The organism is Mesorhizobium sp. M1066, assembly GCF_040318635.1.
In the GTDB taxonomy this organism is placed as follows: domain Bacteria; phylum Pseudomonadota; class Alphaproteobacteria; order Rhizobiales; family Rhizobiaceae; genus Mesorhizobium.
Genome location: NZ_JAMYMR010000046.1, coordinates 1 through 15,260, shown reverse-complemented (window position 1 = coordinate 15,260; position 15,260 = coordinate 1). Strand labels below are relative to the sequence as shown.

General features: G+C 60.9%; 17 protein-coding genes. 1 reads left to right on the top strand and 16 read right to left on the bottom strand.

From position 1 onward, the window contains the following. Positions 1 to 5 precede the first annotated feature (5 nt). The 14 genes from trbG to NKH52_RS31130 form a co-directional block, all read right to left on the bottom strand. Positions 6 to 1,031 (bottom strand): P-type conjugative transfer protein TrbG, encoded by a 1,026-nt coding sequence (trbG, locus tag NKH52_RS31195; RefSeq protein ID WP_352656940.1) that lies wholly within the window; start codon positions 1,029 to 1,031, stop codon positions 6 to 8. After that, positions 1,021 to 1,752, bottom strand: coding sequence for a conjugal transfer protein TrbF (gene trbF / locus NKH52_RS31190; RefSeq protein ID WP_023692452.1), 732 nt, complete (start codon positions 1,750 to 1,752; stop codon positions 1,021 to 1,023). Before trbF ends, trbG begins: the two co-directional genes overlap by 11 nt. Then, a complete protein-coding gene (trbL, locus tag NKH52_RS31185) occupies positions 1,753 to 3,075 on the bottom strand; it encodes a P-type conjugative transfer protein TrbL (protein ID WP_352656938.1) in 1,323 nt (440 codons plus the stop codon). 36 nt (positions 3,076 to 3,111) lie between these two features. Then, a complete protein-coding gene (trbJ, locus tag NKH52_RS31180; protein WP_023669263.1) occupies positions 3,112 to 3,837 on the bottom strand; it encodes a P-type conjugative transfer protein TrbJ in 726 nt (241 codons plus the stop codon). Then, on the bottom strand, positions 3,834 to 6,284 hold the full coding sequence (trbE, locus tag NKH52_RS31175; protein WP_352656935.1) for a conjugal transfer protein TrbE: 2,451 nt from the start codon (positions 6,282 to 6,284) through the stop codon (positions 3,834 to 3,836). Before trbE ends, trbJ begins: the two co-directional genes overlap by 4 nt. Continuing rightward, complete coding sequence (locus NKH52_RS31170; RefSeq protein WP_352656932.1) at positions 6,278 to 6,550, bottom strand: VirB3 family type IV secretion system protein; 273 nt, start codon at positions 6,548 to 6,550, stop codon at positions 6,278 to 6,280. Before NKH52_RS31170 ends, trbE begins: the two co-directional genes overlap by 7 nt. Further along, positions 6,547 to 6,858, bottom strand: coding sequence for a TrbC/VirB2 family type IV secretion system protein (locus NKH52_RS31165; protein WP_352596070.1), 312 nt, complete (start codon positions 6,856 to 6,858; stop codon positions 6,547 to 6,549). The genes NKH52_RS31170 and NKH52_RS31165 overlap by 4 nt, the downstream gene beginning before the upstream one ends. An 11-nt stretch (positions 6,859 to 6,869) precedes the next feature. Next, a complete protein-coding gene (trbB, locus tag NKH52_RS31160) occupies positions 6,870 to 7,838 on the bottom strand; it encodes a P-type conjugative transfer ATPase TrbB (RefSeq protein ID WP_023753799.1) in 969 nt (322 codons plus the stop codon). Continuing rightward, positions 7,835 to 8,242 (bottom strand): CopG family transcriptional regulator, encoded by a 408-nt coding sequence (locus NKH52_RS31155; protein ID WP_352656928.1) that lies wholly within the window; start codon positions 8,240 to 8,242, stop codon positions 7,835 to 7,837. The genes trbB and NKH52_RS31155 overlap by 4 nt, the downstream gene beginning before the upstream one ends. A 119-nt stretch (positions 8,243 to 8,361) precedes the next feature. After that, a complete protein-coding gene (locus NKH52_RS31150; RefSeq protein WP_352656971.1) occupies positions 8,362 to 10,392 on the bottom strand; it encodes a conjugal transfer protein TraG in 2,031 nt (676 codons plus the stop codon). A gap of 313 nt (positions 10,393 to 10,705) precedes the next feature. Then, entirely contained in the window at positions 10,706 to 11,107 is a 402-nt protein-coding gene (locus NKH52_RS31145) for a ubiquitination-like system serine protease family protein (RefSeq protein ID WP_023708019.1), read from the bottom strand. Next, positions 11,100 to 12,278: a ThiF family adenylyltransferase gene (locus tag NKH52_RS31140; protein ID WP_023708020.1), complete on the bottom strand. Its 1,179-nt coding sequence runs from the start codon at positions 12,276 to 12,278 to the stop codon at positions 11,100 to 11,102. The genes NKH52_RS31145 and NKH52_RS31140 overlap by 8 nt, the downstream gene beginning before the upstream one ends. Then, the gene (locus tag NKH52_RS31135) at positions 12,253 to 12,522 is read right to left on the bottom strand and encodes a multiubiquitin domain-containing protein (RefSeq protein ID WP_031212482.1); all 270 of its coding nucleotides are present in this window, start codon (positions 12,520 to 12,522) and stop codon (positions 12,253 to 12,255) included. Before NKH52_RS31135 ends, NKH52_RS31140 begins: the two co-directional genes overlap by 26 nt. Before the next feature lie 16 nt (positions 12,523 to 12,538). Continuing rightward, positions 12,539 to 12,778: a DUF2188 domain-containing protein gene (locus NKH52_RS31130; RefSeq protein WP_023809285.1), complete on the bottom strand. Its 240-nt coding sequence runs from the start codon at positions 12,776 to 12,778 to the stop codon at positions 12,539 to 12,541. Between the two features lie 134 nt (positions 12,779 to 12,912). Between NKH52_RS31130 and NKH52_RS31125 the strand changes: the two genes are divergently transcribed. Further along, positions 12,913 to 13,233: a helix-turn-helix domain-containing protein gene (locus tag NKH52_RS31125; RefSeq protein ID WP_023708023.1), complete on the top strand. Its 321-nt coding sequence runs from the start codon at positions 12,913 to 12,915 to the stop codon at positions 13,231 to 13,233. 132 nt (positions 13,234 to 13,365) lie between these two features. Here the strand turns inward: NKH52_RS31125 and NKH52_RS31120 are convergent, their stop codons facing one another. Both NKH52_RS31120 and NKH52_RS31115 read right to left on the bottom strand, forming a co-directional pair. Further along, positions 13,366 to 13,563, bottom strand: coding sequence for a hypothetical protein (locus NKH52_RS31120; protein WP_023809286.1), 198 nt, complete (start codon positions 13,561 to 13,563; stop codon positions 13,366 to 13,368). After that, complete coding sequence (locus NKH52_RS31115; protein ID WP_023809287.1) at positions 13,550 to 14,866, bottom strand: hypothetical protein; 1,317 nt, start codon at positions 14,864 to 14,866, stop codon at positions 13,550 to 13,552. The genes NKH52_RS31120 and NKH52_RS31115 overlap by 14 nt, the downstream gene beginning before the upstream one ends. Between the last annotated feature and the right edge of the window lie 394 nt (positions 14,867 to 15,260).

Here is a 15,260-nt window from a genome sequence, read left to right as displayed (position 1 = left end):
TCCCCTTACCTGCCAAAACGCGAAAACAGCGAAACCCGCCGCGGCGGTTGCCGACCGTCGGTTCTCGTAATGCGCACCACCTGCTGCTGTTTGGTGCCCAGCCTTAGCTCGGCCGCAGCAAAGAGGCGATCGACGATGTAGTAGTTGCCGCGCATGCGATAGTTAACGAGCTGGTTGTCCCCGTCGGCTCCGACGATGAAGAGCGGCGGCGCCTCACCTTGGTCGATACGGCGCGGGAATTCGATATAGACCTTGCTGCCATCATCAAAGGCGCGGGTCGGTCTCCACGGTGGCGTGTCGCCGGCGATCGAATAGCGGAAGCGGATGTTTTCGAGTGCTACGTTCGAGGCCGCAGGCATTTCAGCCTCTGCCTGAGCGTTGCGCCGCCGAAGCGCCACGAGTTGGTCTTCGCTGTAAATCCAGGAGAGCGCCGCCATGGCAGTTTTCTCAGTGCTTTGAAGCTGCAGGTGATAGGATCGCCTGTCGGTCGTGATGACCAGATTGGTGGCAAGCCCCGGCGCGAATGGCTTCACCAGCACATGAGTGCGCTGGTCATCGCCTGAGCCACTAACGGTGTCACCGATCACCCAACGGACCGTATCGCCGGCTGAGACCGAGGTCAGCTTCTCGCCCCGCTGCAATGAGATATCGGTGACGCGCTCCGGCGCGGCGTAGAGCTGGTAGAGCGCGCCGTCGGCAAAGGGGTAAACCTGCACCGCATTGACATAGCCAAACTTGGTGGGTTGTTGCGTCGCCGCCTTGTTGGCATCGGCGACCTGTTCTTCCGGCGAGCGCTTATCTGGGGCGGGCTTGCCGGGTGCGGGCATCAACTGACCAGGCAACGGTAACGGTTTCGGCACTTCCACGACCTTGACCGGCTTCTCCGGCGCCTTCTCGATCGCGGCTGGTTTGAAGTCCTCGTCATAGGAAATCTGAGGCGGCGGCACTGGCTTCGAGGCACAGGCCGAAAGAACCGCAGCAGACGCCGACAGGATCAAGGCAGCACGAAGCAATGGGGCTCTATTTGTCATTGGCGGGCTCCTTAGGGGAAACGGGGGTTGGCGCGGCGCTGTCGAGCTCGCGCGACCAGTCGATGGCGTTGATGAAGACGCCGAGCGGGTTCTTGCGCAGCTGCTCGGTTGTCCTAGGCGGGCGGATGAGGATGGTGAGGATCCCGATCCAGCGCGTCGTGCTGGCGAGGCTGCCGCGCTCGAACACCTGCTCGGTCCATTTGACCTGGAACGAGCTGTCGGAAGCCCTGACCACGCTGGTCACCTGTACTGACACGCTGCGCGTGCCGATTTGGCCGAAAGGGTCGTTCGCCTTGGCATATTCGTTGAGGAAGAGCGCCGCTCGGTCGGTGGCAAAGTCGTAGGCCGACAGCCAATTCTGCCGCACCAGAACCGCATCGGTGGAAACCGAACGAACATTCTGGATGAAGCGGCTGAGATGCCAGGCGATCTGGGCATCGTCGGGCTGGTAGTTTTGGACTGCCGGCGCGACCGCGTGCGCCTCGCCAAAGCGGTCGACCTCGACGACATAAGGCACGACGCGGCCCTGCATCGACTGCCACAGAAGCCCACCGGAAAGCCCCGTCGTCAGAGCCAGGCAGCCAAAGGCCATGAAGCGCCAATTCTTGGCCTGCACGCGCGCCGCGCCGATGCGCTCATCCCAGAGTTGGCTGGCCTTCTGGTAGGGTGTTACGGGTTCGGGCGTCTTTCCATAACGCTGAACGGGTCGCTTGAAGAGCATCTAGTCTTCCTTGTCATTGAGGGAGGGATTGGCGCCGCTTCCGCCCCGATCTCCATCGCGCACCGCCTGCGTGGCAGCATTGCGATGGGCGCGTGCGGTCTGTTCGGAACGCAGACGCCTTGCCCAGGCAGGCGCGGCCGCGGGAGCTATAACTGGAGAGCTTCCGCTCATCGAGCTGGTCGGCATGCCGCCGGTCGCGGTCCAGCCGGCATCGCGACCGGCGTCGGCACTACGGCGGAATGGTTCTGCTGCGGATCGCATTCCCCGCATCGCGGCGCCGCTAGCGGCACTCGCAACCCCCTGCAGCCCAGCAGCTACCCCGGACAGCCCGGACTCGGGCGATGTCGCGCGCCCCGTCTGCCAAGCGACGGTGGCAGCGGACCCGATGGCGGCGCCGGCACGGACTGCGGCGAGGCCGCCGCCTGTTGCCATGCGCGCGCCGGCAAACGCAGCGCCTCCGGCAACGAGCGTTGATCCAGCTGCGGCCGCCGTTGTTCCAAGTGCCGCGCCGGCGCCAAGCTGCGGGGCGCCGGAAACAAGACCCGAGGCAATCCCGGGGCCGAAAATGCCGAGCCCAAGCAGCGCCAGCGCACCCAGTACCTGAGACATGGCCGCCGCCAGGTCCGGCTCCTGGCCCTGCAGGGCGGAAGCGAACTCGCCAAAGAGCGTGGAGCCGATGCCGACGATGACGGCAAGCACCATCACCTTGATGCCCGACGAAATCACATTGCCGAGCACGCGCTCGGCCAGAAACGCCGAGCGGTTCCAGAGCGCGAAGGGCACCAGGACGAAGCCGGCCAGCGTGGTGAGCTTGAACTCGAGGATGGTGATGAAGAGCTGGATGGAAAGAATGAAGAAGGCGATGAGGACCAGGAACCAGGCCAGAAGCAGCACGAAGATGGTGAGCGCGTTACCGAAGATCTCGGGGAAGCCTACTAGCTGGCTCGCTTGATTGAGGAGCGGCCAGGCGCCCTCGAAGCCGGCCGCGGCAATGCGGCCTGGCCGCAGGAGACTGTCGGCGGGAAGGTTGCCGGGCGATGCGTTGATGCCGAGACCGGCAAAGGAGCGGTAAATTATGTCGGCGAGGTTCTTGAAATTGTTCAGGACGAAGGCGAAGGCGCCGACATAGAGCACTTTGCGAACAAGCCGGCCAAGAATGTTGGGCTCGCCGCCGAACGCCCAGACCAAGCCCGCGAGCGTGATGTCAATGCCGATCAGAATGGTGGTGAGAAAGGCGACGTCGCTCGAAAGCAGACCGAACCCACTGTCAATGTAGCGGGTAAAGGTCTCCATGAAGCGATCGATGACTCCGAGGTCGTTCATGTCGCCGCCTTCCTCGTTGTCTTGAAGAACTGCCGCTCAGTTGCCGGGATAAGCCGTGCCGGTGCCCAGGAAACGCTTCGTCGTCTCGCGAGCGGCTTCCTCAGACTGCGCCTTGCGCGCCGCATCCTCGGCCTCGGCCCGGAACTGGGTCGCAAGCAGCGTCTGGATCTGCATCTGCTGCTTGGTCGAAAGCGCGATCAGCTGATTCGTAGCCTGGCTTGCCTCGAGGGCACCTGCCGCGCCCTGACTGCGATTGACGAGATCGGTAAGCAGGTCGCCATCGGCCTGCACGTTCTCGACGATCTGCGACTGCGCGCTCATGGTCTGGCGGAACGCCTGCATGGCGCTCTGCCAGCGCTCGCGCGCGGCGCTCGCCACATCGCTGACCTTGATGGTGGCGTCGTAGCTTTCCGGATATTGCTGGCGCCACTGGTCCTGCAGCTTGTCGAGATCGAAGCTCAGGCCGCTCGCCTGGGTCATCAGACCGTCAATCCGTTGGAGCGAGCCGGTAAGCTGGCCCACGGAAGAGAAATCCAGGCGCTGAAGGTTGCGCGCCATGTTCTGCAGCATGGTCGCCTGGTTCTGAAGCGACTGGATTTGGTTGTTGATCTGCTCCAATGCGCGTGCTGCCGACAGCACATTCTGCGTATAGTTGGACGGGTCAAACACGATGAGCGCATAGGCCGGCTGGACGTAGTCAGCCATCGGTTTGGCGATCAGGGAAACGGTGACCAGGCTAGTAAAAAGGCGGCGTCCGATCATGACGATTGCTCCTTGTTAGGTTGAGGAAATTGCTGGAGAAGCTCGGCAGCCCAATCCAGGCCGCGCGCACTGAAGAAACGGGCGGCAAAGCTGCCCTGCCCTTCTTCGGAAAGAATATTGTCGATCAGGGTCTGCGCGGCCGGGTCGGAGGCGCCGCAAAGCGCAAGAGCGATCGGGCCTAGCCCGAGCTCGAAGAGGCGATTGCCGCGGCGCGACTGCAGATAGTAGTGGCGCTTCGGCGTGGCGCGGGCGACCAATTCGATCTGTCGCTCATTAAGACCGAAGCGCTCATAGGCTACCCGTGCCTGCGGCTCCACCGCACGATCGTTGGGGAGAAAAATGCGCTGCGGGCAGCTCTCGATGATTGCGGGTGCGATAGAAGAGCCGGCGATGTCGGCAAGCGACTGCGTCGCGAAGATGACGGAGACGTTTTTCTTACGCAGCACCTTAAGCCATTCGCGGATGTGGGCGGCAAAGAGCGGGTTGTCGAGATAGACCCAGGCCTCGTCGAGCATGAGCAGCGTCGGCCGCCCGTCAAACCGGTCCTCAAGACGATGGAACAGATACGTGAGCACAGGCAGCACAGCGCCTTGGCTGTGCATCAGCTCCTGGGTCTCGAAACACTGCACATCCGAGATGGCCAGCCGGTCGTCATCGGCATCGAGCAGCCGGCCGAATGGACCGTCGAGCGTGTAGGGCATCAACGCCGATTTGAGCGCATTGGACTGAAGCAGGACCGACAGGCCAGTCAGCGTGCGTTCCTGCGCCGGCGCGGTGGCGAGGCTGGTGAGCGCCGACCAGATTGCCTCCTTCACCTCCGGGGTGACGGTGACATTCTCGTGGGCAATGAGGCCGGCGATCCATTCGGCCGCCCAGCTCTGTGTGGCCGGGTCGTCGATGTGGCGCAGCGGCTGGAAAGCAAGCGCACCATTCGCACCCAACGCATGGTGGTCGCCGCCCATGGCAAGAGCGGCGGCGCGGGCCGAATTGCCTTTATCGAAGACATAGATTTGCGCGCCAGCGTAGCGCCGGAACTGCAAAGCGATCAGGGCAAGCAGAACCGACTTGCCGGCACCGGTCGGCCCGACAATCAGCATGTGGCCGACATCGCCGATATGAGTCGAAAGCCGAAACGGCGTCGAGCCGCTGGTTTCGGCGAAAAGAAGCGGCGGAGCGTAATCGCCGGTGACCTCGGCAAGATGCTCGTTCTCCGCTGGACCTGCCCACACGGACGACAGCGGCATGAGATGGGCAAGGTTAAGCGTGTGAACGAGCGGCTGGCGAACGTTGGCGTAGACATGACCCGGCAATGAACCAAGCCACGCTTCGACGGCGTTGATGCTTTCGCGAATGGTGGTGAAGCCGAGCCCGTTGACGATCCGCTCGACGGCGCGAAGCTTTTCCGCGGCGGCTTTACGGTTCTGATCCCACACCGTCACCGTTGTGGTGAGATAGCCGAAGCCGACATGATCGCCGCCCAATGCCTGCAGTGCTGCATCGGCATCGAGCGCCTTATTGTCGGCGTCGCTGTCGACGAGAGGCACCGGTTCGTTGGTCATTACCTCGCGCAGAATAGCCGCGAGCGATTTGCGCTTGGCAAACCACTGCCGGCGGAGCCGAGTCAGCGTCTTCGTGGCTTCCGCCTTGTCGAGTGGAATGAAGCGCGTCACCCAGCGATAGGCGAAATCCTGGTTATTGAGCGCATCAAGCATTCCTGGCCGGGTGACGTTCGGAAAGCCGAGAACTGTGAGCGTGCGCAGATGCTGCTCGCCCAGCATCGGCTCTAGGCCGCCGGTCAGCGGCGCGTCAACCAGGACGCCGTCGAGATACATTGGCGTTTCCGGCACGGCAACGGGATGATGGCGGGTCGAGATCGTGCCGTGCAGGTACGTCAGGGTCTCGGCATCGTCGAGCGCGCGCACCTCGGGCACGAAGCCCGAAAGAAGATCGAGAACGCGGTCAGTCTCGTCTCGGAACCGGGCAAGCTCCTGGCGCCAGTCTCTTTCCCCTCCCAAGTGATGCGAGTCGACGAGAGCACTTTCCGCGCGCGCTTGGCCATCGGGCCCAGGCATGAAGACCAAGGTCAGATGATAGATGCTCTCGAAATGCGCGACCTTGCCCCCGAAGGCCGCGCGCCGTTCCTCATCGATCAGCCATGAGGCAGCATCGGGAAGGGCCGAGCTCGGATAGCCCCGCGCTTCGATGCGCTCGGCCTCGAAGAATAATGCCCAGCCAGAGCCGAGCCTTCTCAGCGCATTGTTTGCCCGCGCGCATATGCCGATAAGTTCGGCCTCCGTCGCGCTTTCAAGGTCGGGGCCACGAAACCCCAATGTCCGTTGGAAGCTGCCATCCTTGTTGAGCACGATGCCGGGCGCGACGAGTGCTGCCCAGGGCAGATGGTCGGCAAGCCGGTCGGCTTTGCCGCGGTATTCGGAAAGCTTCAGCATGCAAGCCAGCCCTTCTGACGAAGATGACGGACAAGTACGCTGGCAAAGTCCGGGTCGCGCCGTGCGGCAAAGACCGCGAGCGTGTGGCCGGCGATCCAGATCACCAGACCGCCAATCCACTGCTGCAGGCCAAGGCCGATTGCGGCGGCCGCGGTGCCGTTAAGGATCGCCACCGCCCGCGGCGCGCCACTGAGCAGGATCGGCTCAGTCAGCGCCCGATGAACGGGAACCTCGAAACCGTCGATATGCTGCTCTCCGGTTATCATCCGACCAGCGCTCCGCCGCCGAAGGAGAAGAAGGAAAGAAAGAAGCTCGAGGCCGCGAAGGCGATCGACAGGCCAAAGACGATCTGGATCAGCCGGCGGAAACCGCCCGCCGTGTCGCCGAAGGCAAGGGTCAGGCCGGTGGTGATGATGATGATCACCGCGATGATCTTGGCGACCGGCCCCTGCACTGATTCCAGGATCTGCTGCAGCGGCTGTTCCCACGGCATGCCGGAGCCGGCAGCGTGGGCCTGGGCCGTGAGAAGAAGCGCGACGGCGGCGAACGAAAGAAAGCGAAGCTTCTTGCGCATGAGGTCACCTTTCAGAGCTGCTGGAGTTGCGGAAGTGTGAGCGGGGTGACGGCGTAATCGCCGCTGCCGTCGAGACCCGTGACCTCGGCGATCGCGTCAACGCGGCGCGCGGGTCCTCTTCCGGCAATAAAGATGACCAAGTCGACGGCATCGGCGATCAGCCGGCGGGGAACGGTGACAACGGCTTCCTGGGCGAGCTGCTCAATACGATAGAGTGCGGAGCGTGCCGAATTGGCGTGAACCGTGGCAATGCCGCCGGGATGTCCGGTGTTCCATGCCTTCAGCATGTCGAGGGCTTCCGCGCCTCGCACTTCGCCGACGATGATGCGGTCGGGTCTAAGTCGCAGCGTCGAGCGCACGAGATCACCAAGCGTGACCGACCCCCGCCTCGTCCTCAAGGCAACACAGTCCTCGGCTGCGCATTGCAGCTCGCGGGTGTCCTCAATCAGGATCACCCGCTCATCGCATTCGGCGACTTCTGCCAACAGCGCATTCGCAAGCGTGGTCTTGCCCGACGACGTGCCGCCGGCGACCAGGATGTTGCGCCGCTCACGCACTGCCTTCCTCAGGGCATCAGCCTGCAGCGGGAGGATGATGCGATCGGCGACATAGTTGGCCAGCGTGTAGAGTTTTGCTGCCGGCTTGCGGATGGCAAAGCATGGCGCCAAGACGATTGGCGGTAACAGGCCCTCGAAACGCTCGCCTGAGGGTAGTTCGGCGCTGACGATTGGGTTGTCCGCATGCGCCTCGGCGCGCACGTGAGAGGCAACGAGGCGGACGATGCGTTCGGCCTCGGATGGATGCATATGCACGCCGGTATCGACCCGGCCTTCTCCCAACCGGTCGAGCCGCAGCGCGCCGTCGGGGTTGACCATCACCTCGATGACGGTCGGATCGGCAAGGGCCTCGGTGATCGCGGGGCCCATGGCTGTGCGCAGCATGGCGCGGCGGCGGTGGTCGGCTGCGGGATGAGAGCTCATCCTTCGCCTCCATTGCCATTACCAAGCGAGCGCTTCCCGGAGGCGATCTGGCGACCGACCTGCTCAACGAATTTGTCAAAGCGCTCTTGGGCAATCGCCTGTGTCGCCCGATCCGGGATCGGCGTGTGGGCATGAAGCGTAATCGAAAAGCGTATGAAGAGCGCCAGGCTCTCCAGGATCACCTCGACATCGGTTCGGATATGGTCGAGGTCGCGGGAAAGACGGTCGAGCCGCCTGCCGTAGCGCTGGTCGAGTTCGTTCTCGCCACGCCGCTCCATGAAGGCCTCGACCGCTTTCGCGACGATTGCCGATTTTGTGGTCGACGGGTTGCGACTGAGGGTTTCCAGCTTCGCGCTTAACGCGGGTTCGAGCAGAAACTGGTGGCGAATGCGATGCGGCTTCATGGGGCTCGTTCCGACTGGCCGGCGCTGATGCGCCGGCGGCGGCAACGAACATCGTCGAGATCCGCAAAATCGCTTATGGGCGTTATCTACGCCGAGATACGCCTGAGCTGCGGAAGCGCTTAGAAGCCGGGGATGATGTCCTTGTCGTCGCCCCTTCCCTCGTTGATACCGTAGGCGCTAGACGCGGTGGAAACCCGGTCCATGACGCGCTTGTCGGCGAGTGCCTCGGCGTCATCGTCCGCCAGATTGAAGAGGTCGTCCTGATCTGGCTCCTGAGAGACGACGACGTGTTCTTCAGGCACGCTTGGATGACGCTGCTGTTGCACTCCGCCCTCTTCTTCGATTGCCGCGCTGGCGGTTTCGTCATCGGCAGCGAGACGGCGGTCAACACTGCGGACTTGTCCGCTCCAATCGTCGGGGCGCGACGCAGGACAGTCCGCGGACAGACCCTCCCGCAACACCGGCGCCGGCAGCACCCGTTCGGTGAAATTCGGATCCTGGTAATAGCGCAACTTCTGGGCGCGGATCGGCGGCAACCCCGAAACAAGGATTAATTCGTCAGCTTGCGGCAACTGCATCACTTCGCCAGGCGTCAGCAGCGGGCGAGCAGTCTCCTGGCGACTGACCATGACGTGCGAAAGCCAGGGAGCCAGCCGGTGGCCGGCGTAGTTGCGCATGGACCTGAGTTCCGTCGCCGTACCGAGCGCATCCGATATGCGTTTGGCCGTGCGCTCGTCGTTGGAGGAAAAGGCAATGCGCACATGGCAATTGTCGAGAATGGCGTTGTTCTCGCCATAGGCTTTGGAGATCTGGTTCAAGGATTGCGCGATCAGATAGGCGCGGATGCCGTAACCCGCCATGAAGGCGAGCGCGGTCTCGAAGAAGTCGAGGCGACCAAGAGCCGGAAATTCGTCTAGCATCATGAGCAGTTGGTACTTGCGGCTTTTCTTCGGGTCACCTTCCAGCCGCTCCGTTAGTCGCCTGCCGATCTGATTGAGCACCAGTCGCACCAGTGGCTTGGTGCGCGAGATATCCGATGGCGGCACCACTAGATAGAGCGACATCGGTCGTTCCGCATCCATGAGGTCGGCAATGCGCCAGTCGCAGGCCGATGTTGCCGAGGCAACCGTCGGATCACGATAGAGCCCGAGAAACGACATTGCGGTCGAGAGAACGCCAGAACGCTCGTTCTCTGACTTGTTCAGCACCTCGCGAGCCGCCGAGGCCACGACGGGATGGACCCGAGGTGTGTCCGCCGTGCCGAGGTGGTTGGTGGTCATCATCCGCAGCAGTGTCGCGGCAAACGAGCGTTGCGGATCCGACAGGAAAGTGGCGACGCGCGCGAGCGTCTTTTCTTCTTCCGCGTAGAGCACGTGCAAGATGGCCCCGACCAAGAGTGAATGACTAGTCTTCTCCCAATGATTCCGCCGCTCCAGCGCGCCTTCCGGATCGACGAGAATGTCCGCGATGTTCTGAACGTCGCGAACCTCATCTGAACCCCTGCGCACTTCCAGCAGCGGGTTATAGCGCGCCGATCTCGAGTCGGTCGGATTGAACAGGAGGCAGAAAGAGAACTTCGACCGCCAGCCGGAAGTCAGCTGCCAGTTCTCGCCTTTGATGTCGTGAATGACGGCCGAGCCGGTCCAGGAAAGAAGCGTTGGAACGACCAATCCCACGCCCTTGCCCGAACGTGTCGGCGCAAAGGCCATGACATGTTCCGGCCCGTCATGTCGCAGATAGTGATCCTTCAGTTTGCCAAGGAAAACGCCGGCCGGCTCAAACAGGCCTGCCTTCTCGATTTCCCGAGCCGCGGCCCATCGTGAGGAACCGTAGGTGGTGACCAACCCCCTCTGCCGCGCGCGCCAGAGGGAGCCAGCTATTGCGGCCGCACACCCCAAGAATCCGCTGGCTCCGGCAAGCATGCCGGCCTTGTCGAAGACCTCAGGCGCATAGGCGTCGAAGTGAAACCACCATTCGAACAGTTTCCACGGCTTGTAGATCGGTCGGGCCGCCGCGGCAAACCATGGCGTGCCAAGCTGCGGCTGATAGTCCAGCATGTGGGCGCACCATTGCGTTGCCGCCCATACGCCAACGATGACGATGGCGAACACAACTACGATCTGGCCGACAAGGAGCTTCGTCGGTGTCACGGGCACAGCCTCCACTGTTTGGTAGTAGATGGAAGCAGCATGACGTGACGTTTCAGAATATCGAAGATACCCAATATACGCGCCCGTGCGATGCAGTGAACGTTGCAGGCTTGGAAGACTGGGGCGCCAAGAAGTGTCATCGCGAAGGGCGAGAGCGAATGACTTGTATGGGGCCGACTGCGGACAGGCAGCTTTCGGAAACATGATTGCGAAAAAGCCGCCCTCGTCACGGTCTGTCCGTACGAAAAGTACCGGCACGATGAGAGCCTCAGTGCGAAAGAAAAATGTCACACTGAGGCTCACCGAAGGTGGGCTATAACCCGAACAGACGCCGGACAAGCTGCCATATACTTGCGAAGAAGCCAGGCAGTGGCCTATGGGCCTCATAGTAGGCCTGCCTACGCCTTTCATCCCTCAGCATGCCTGTAACCGTCTGGGCGGCGGTCATTTTGGGCTCCCACAAGATCCGTCCGTCGCGGATGATGTAGTGGGAATTACAGGGAAGTTGCCCGCTGCCTATTGACGGCTGTAGTGACGGCCGGCCGCCACGTTCGGTAAACCGCCATTCCGCAGGTCCGAGAGGTATAGCCACTTTGCAGCCGCAGCCGCAGGCGCACAGGTGCACCGCAACCTGGTATTCATCGGACACATACAGGACGCCTTTATCAAGCTCCTTGGGCACGAAATGGACCTTTTGAAGCCGGATATCATTCATGGCGCGTCTCGACGAAAAAGCGTGGCATGGTTGTGTCCATCAAGATGTGGTAGGCTGGATGGTCCTCGACGTAAAAACCCCGGTATTGTTTGTATCGGATTACCGCGATGCAGGCATTCATCGCGTTCAACTCGGATATCTGTATGTTGGTGCGATATTCATCGCCGGGCTGATCAGCGGTCTCGGATAGAGCCTTGGCCCTGATCTCTTCGGCGTCGTCAGGCAGATAGACTGTTGCGCGCAGCATGCCTGCCAGCGCAGACTGCTGGCGGTTCAAACCCAAGCCGACGTCGATGAAGGGAATCTTCAGGCCGATGAGCAGGTCGAAAACTCCGGCGCGGGCCGACCCCTTATCGACGCAGACGAAGGCGAAGGTGACGCCTTGCAACTCCTCAGTTGACGATTGGTCGATGAATTTCCTTTCAAGTTTCAACCCGCTCCGGAAGTTGCCATAGCGATCTTGATACAGGTCGGCCTTGGCCCGCTTGAAATCGTCTTCCTGAAGCCGGCCGGGAGATCGGTAGGCGTTGTGGACGTGGAACACGTCGGCGTCGAAACCGCGGATTTCGCGCACATTCGTCTTGACCATGAAGTCAAGCACATAGGCACCGGTCCCACCGAGCCCGATGATTGCGACCACCTCATCTTTGAACCGCGCCGCCAAATCGCCAATCTCCGCGCGGCTAGTTAACGTGTCCTGATAGGTGAAGACACTATCTGCGACCACATCGTGGTCGACCGCGAACGTGAGGGGTGTCGCTTGCGGGTAGCGGCTCACGGCCGGACCGGACAGCAGAGCTACGTAGTGCTGGATTTTCTCAAAGAAATCCGGGAAACCGGTTGGCGGTTTGTTCGAGAACGAGCGCTCAACCAACACGTCATCTCTGGTCAGGGCCAAGGTTCTCGGGCCACCGCCCAGGTTCGGGATCGGCCGCCCGTCGGCCTCATGGGGAACCCCACCGGCGAAGAAGACCTGATGGTCGTCTTGCTGGACCTTTTCAGCGTCGACGAAGACAAGCTTAGTCACAAAAGCGCCCGTGCACAGCTCCAGTTGCGCGTTGAGGTAGGGAATGTCGCGGACAACCAAATATCCGCTGTCAAACCGGAGCGCGAAGCCCCGGTCGAGCAGCCGTTTTATGTCGGGATTATGATTCGCTAGTGCGATTAACACGGAACGCCATCCCATCCTTTGCCTTGACGGTGCCTCCGGGGGAGAGGATTCCATCTCGGTCGTTGTGGCCCCGGGTGTAGGTGACCGAATAAGTCGCGCCCGGATTTTGGGGATAGTCCGGATAAGCATGGGTAACGACCTCGACATAAGTCAGTTCGTCTTTTTTCGGCACCTCGTGCGGCGTGCCGTTGACCACGATCGTGATCGTCTCGTCGTGGCCCTTGTTATCATCTTCCTGCGCCATTGTGCTGTCCTTTCGCTTAGCCGCGCGGCGGATTGGGGTCGTGGCCGTGGCTATCGCTCTGCGCGATCTTGCCGTCCCGGTTGTGAATCTTGAGCTCGGTCGATTGGTTGCGGCTGACGCCGCGGCCGAAGTCTACCGCCTCCTTCTTGCTGTCGAAGTGACCGGACGACCGCTGGCCTCCGCCCCTCTTCACGTCCCAGCCGCCATCGTGGTTGGGAACCACATGATGCGTACCGATGGTCTTGTGTGACGCCATATCTTGTATCCTTTCGTTGGTTTCGGTATGGGAAGTACGTCTACTCCGAACAGGTATGCCGTCTCGCATATCGATTGTCAAGCACTCTCTGTGCTGCTACTCTGAACAGAGGAAAACGACAGAAAGAGGCAATCGTGACCACGCCGCTCGGCAACAAGATTCGCGCGCTGCGCAAAGATAAGGGCTACACGCTGGACAGGCTTGCGGAGCTCGCTGACTCCAGCAAGAGCTATATCTGGGAGCTTGAGAACAAGGAGCCGCCACGACCGTCCGGCGACAAAATCAGCAAGATCGCTACGGCGCTCGGCGTCACCACCGATTATTTCCTGACCGACGATGTCGAATTGGAGGATGCTGCAGATCAGGCGTTCTACAGGGAGTACAGAGCGCAGCGGCCGAAGACCAAGGCACGCCTGCGCCAGATGTTCGCGGTCATAAAGGACGATGAGCAGTAAGCGGCGCCCAAACGCTGTGGCAATTGCAATTGCGGCGCTTCTCAACGCGGGGTTTCGCCCCCGATGTTCGGCGGGTCGCCTGAGAGTGCTGGGGCCGCCGTTTCCGAAACGATGACCTGTTTCCGGGCGAACTCAGCTTCTGTGGTTGCCAGAACCATGTGATTTAAGCGTCGCCCGTATCTTGGAGGACCCTTTGAAGACGTCGCGAATCTCCTTTTGCGTATCCGCGATGCTGCGGGCCAGCTTTTCCGGCAAAGGCTCAGGTGCCAGGCCCTGCCTCTCCTCTTCACGATTGATCAGACGCTTGAATGCAGAATTACGCTTCATCATCGCGGCTCTCTGTCATCATCAGATTTGATCGAACGCGGTGCACGTATCGAAGGTTCAACTCGGGCTCGAAATAATGTTTCCGCTTCACCCATATGAAGCCGTCGGCCCGCGAAATGACCGCGACATCGATCGGGCCACCAACGGTCTGCATGCCACGCGAGACATGACGTTTCAATGACGTCAGGTTAACGAGGGCCTCCGCCATAGAGGCCAGCTCGGACTTTGGCATGAATTCGACCATGTCCTCAATCTCCTTGCGGGATTGTGAACGGATTTCCTCAAATTCCTCCTCACGCAACCTTTTGTTGAAGGCTGTCTCGGCCTCGCCAGCTTGCCGGATCAGTAGCCGCCGCTCCGCCTCGGGCATATCCAGTTGAGCAATGATATCTTTCGAGATGCTTGAAATCGTGTTGTTCACGAAGGTCGTTATGTGTCTCTCGATACCCTCATCAAGGCCGTACAGGAACCGTTCCACCATTTCCCTCTGCGCAAACGGCAGGACACGCGACCGCTCGCCGTCGCGATCGATGTCGACAAAGTTGGTCCGGGCGTATTTCAACTTTCCGAACACCACGCCGTCGATTTCGAAGGAGATCAGTGAAGGAAAAAGGTCCCTAGACCCGAACCCGGCGATGACGATGCCCGTTTGCGAGCCCGTCCTGGTCTCGCTCAGAACCGCGCGCTTGGCCAAAGCGACGACGCGATCGGTAAAACCCCGGTCGTCCGCACGCATAAAGTTCTGTTCAACGATCTCGCGGATTTGAGCTTCACGACCTTTTGTAATCCTCGGAGCGGAACCGCCGATGAACCTGGCGGGCTTGACGCGCCGGTAGATCTGCTCGAACGTCGCCAGCACGAGATCAACAATTCTGTTGAGTTCGGTCTCCAGATGCATGCTTTTCTTGAAGTCCTTCAGCAGACGTTCAAGCCTTGTCGTGATGCGCTCGTTGATCTGGCGGATCAACGGCATGAGGATTGATTCGACCGCGGCTGTCTGGACCTTCGCTGAGGCATCGTTTCCCCACGCGTTGAGATATGTCAAGAAATCCAGTGCCGCATCTTGCAATCGCGGGAAGGACTTGCAGTCGCGTCGATAGTCGCTGATCAGAATCTGTAACGGCGCCTGCATGAACTGCATGCCGTTGTAAATCATGACCCCGATAGGGTCCCGATGGGACAAATCGAAGAGCTTTTCGGCGGAATCGTAGGTTTTTTCCTCGACATCACCCGCCGAAATCGTGACAGCGCTATCAGCGGCCAAGGCCACTGCGGATTTATTTAGGATGGCGATTTCCGCTGTCATGGCGCTACAGCGTCAATTGGCGTCATGTTGAAAAATGCCGAAGCCGGATCGGCTTCAGACTGAAAACGTGCCCCCATCAAAGCCGCCCACTCCCCATAATTCGGCTCGATTCTTTTGTGAGATTACGCGGCTTTGCCGGCAAGGGAAGTGATTACTTCACTATTCTTCAACAAAATTGTGGGGCCAAGCTGTGCCAACGAGCCTTAGCGCGACCCTAGAGTAATACAAGGCCCCGGACGGCCGCGTATCGAATTGAACTCGGCGAATGGCAGGTTTCAGAAACCATGCTGCCGCACTCGAACGACCGAGTTGGTGAAGGGTTTCGGGTGCCGGCAGGCGTACGAAAGCCTCTCATGCAGGAACCCGCGGGCCACGAGGGTGGCTATGGGGATTT

Coding starts and splice junctions, on each gene's coding strand:
- trbG (WP_352656940.1), bottom strand. CDS start 1,031: ATGACAAATAGAGCCCCATTGCTTCGTGCTGCCTTGATCCTGTCGGCG.
- trbF (WP_023692452.1), bottom strand. CDS start 1,752: ATGCTCTTCAAGCGACCCGTTCAGCGTTATGGAAAGACGCCCGAACCC.
- trbL (WP_352656938.1), bottom strand. CDS start 3,075: ATGAACGACCTCGGAGTCATCGATCGCTTCATGGAGACCTTTACCCGC.
- trbJ (WP_023669263.1), bottom strand. CDS start 3,837: ATGATCGGACGCCGCCTTTTTACTAGCCTGGTCACCGTTTCCCTGATC.
- trbE (WP_352656935.1), bottom strand. CDS start 6,284: ATGCTGAAGCTTTCCGAATACCGCGGCAAAGCCGACCGGCTTGCCGAC.
- NKH52_RS31170 (WP_352656932.1), bottom strand. CDS start 6,550: ATGATAACCGGAGAGCAGCATATCGACGGTTTCGAGGTTCCCGTTCAT.
- NKH52_RS31165 (WP_352596070.1), bottom strand. CDS start 6,858: ATGCGCAAGAAGCTTCGCTTTCTTTCGTTCGCCGCCGTCGCGCTTCTT.
- trbB (WP_023753799.1), bottom strand. CDS start 7,838: ATGAGCTCTCATCCCGCAGCCGACCACCGCCGCCGCGCCATGCTGCGC.
- NKH52_RS31155 (WP_352656928.1), bottom strand. CDS start 8,242: ATGAAGCCGCATCGCATTCGCCACCAGTTTCTGCTCGAACCCGCGTTA.
- NKH52_RS31145 (WP_023708019.1), bottom strand. CDS start 11,107: ATGAATGATATCCGGCTTCAAAAGGTCCATTTCGTGCCCAAGGAGCTT.
- NKH52_RS31135 (WP_031212482.1), bottom strand. CDS start 12,522: ATGGCGCAGGAAGATGATAACAAGGGCCACGACGAGACGATCACGATC.
- NKH52_RS31130 (WP_023809285.1), bottom strand. CDS start 12,778: ATGGCGTCACACAAGACCATCGGTACGCATCATGTGGTTCCCAACCAC.
- NKH52_RS31120 (WP_023809286.1), bottom strand. CDS start 13,563: ATGATGAAGCGTAATTCTGCATTCAAGCGTCTGATCAATCGTGAAGAG.
- NKH52_RS31115 (WP_023809287.1), bottom strand. CDS start 14,866: ATGACAGCGGAAATCGCCATCCTAAATAAATCCGCAGTGGCCTTGGCC.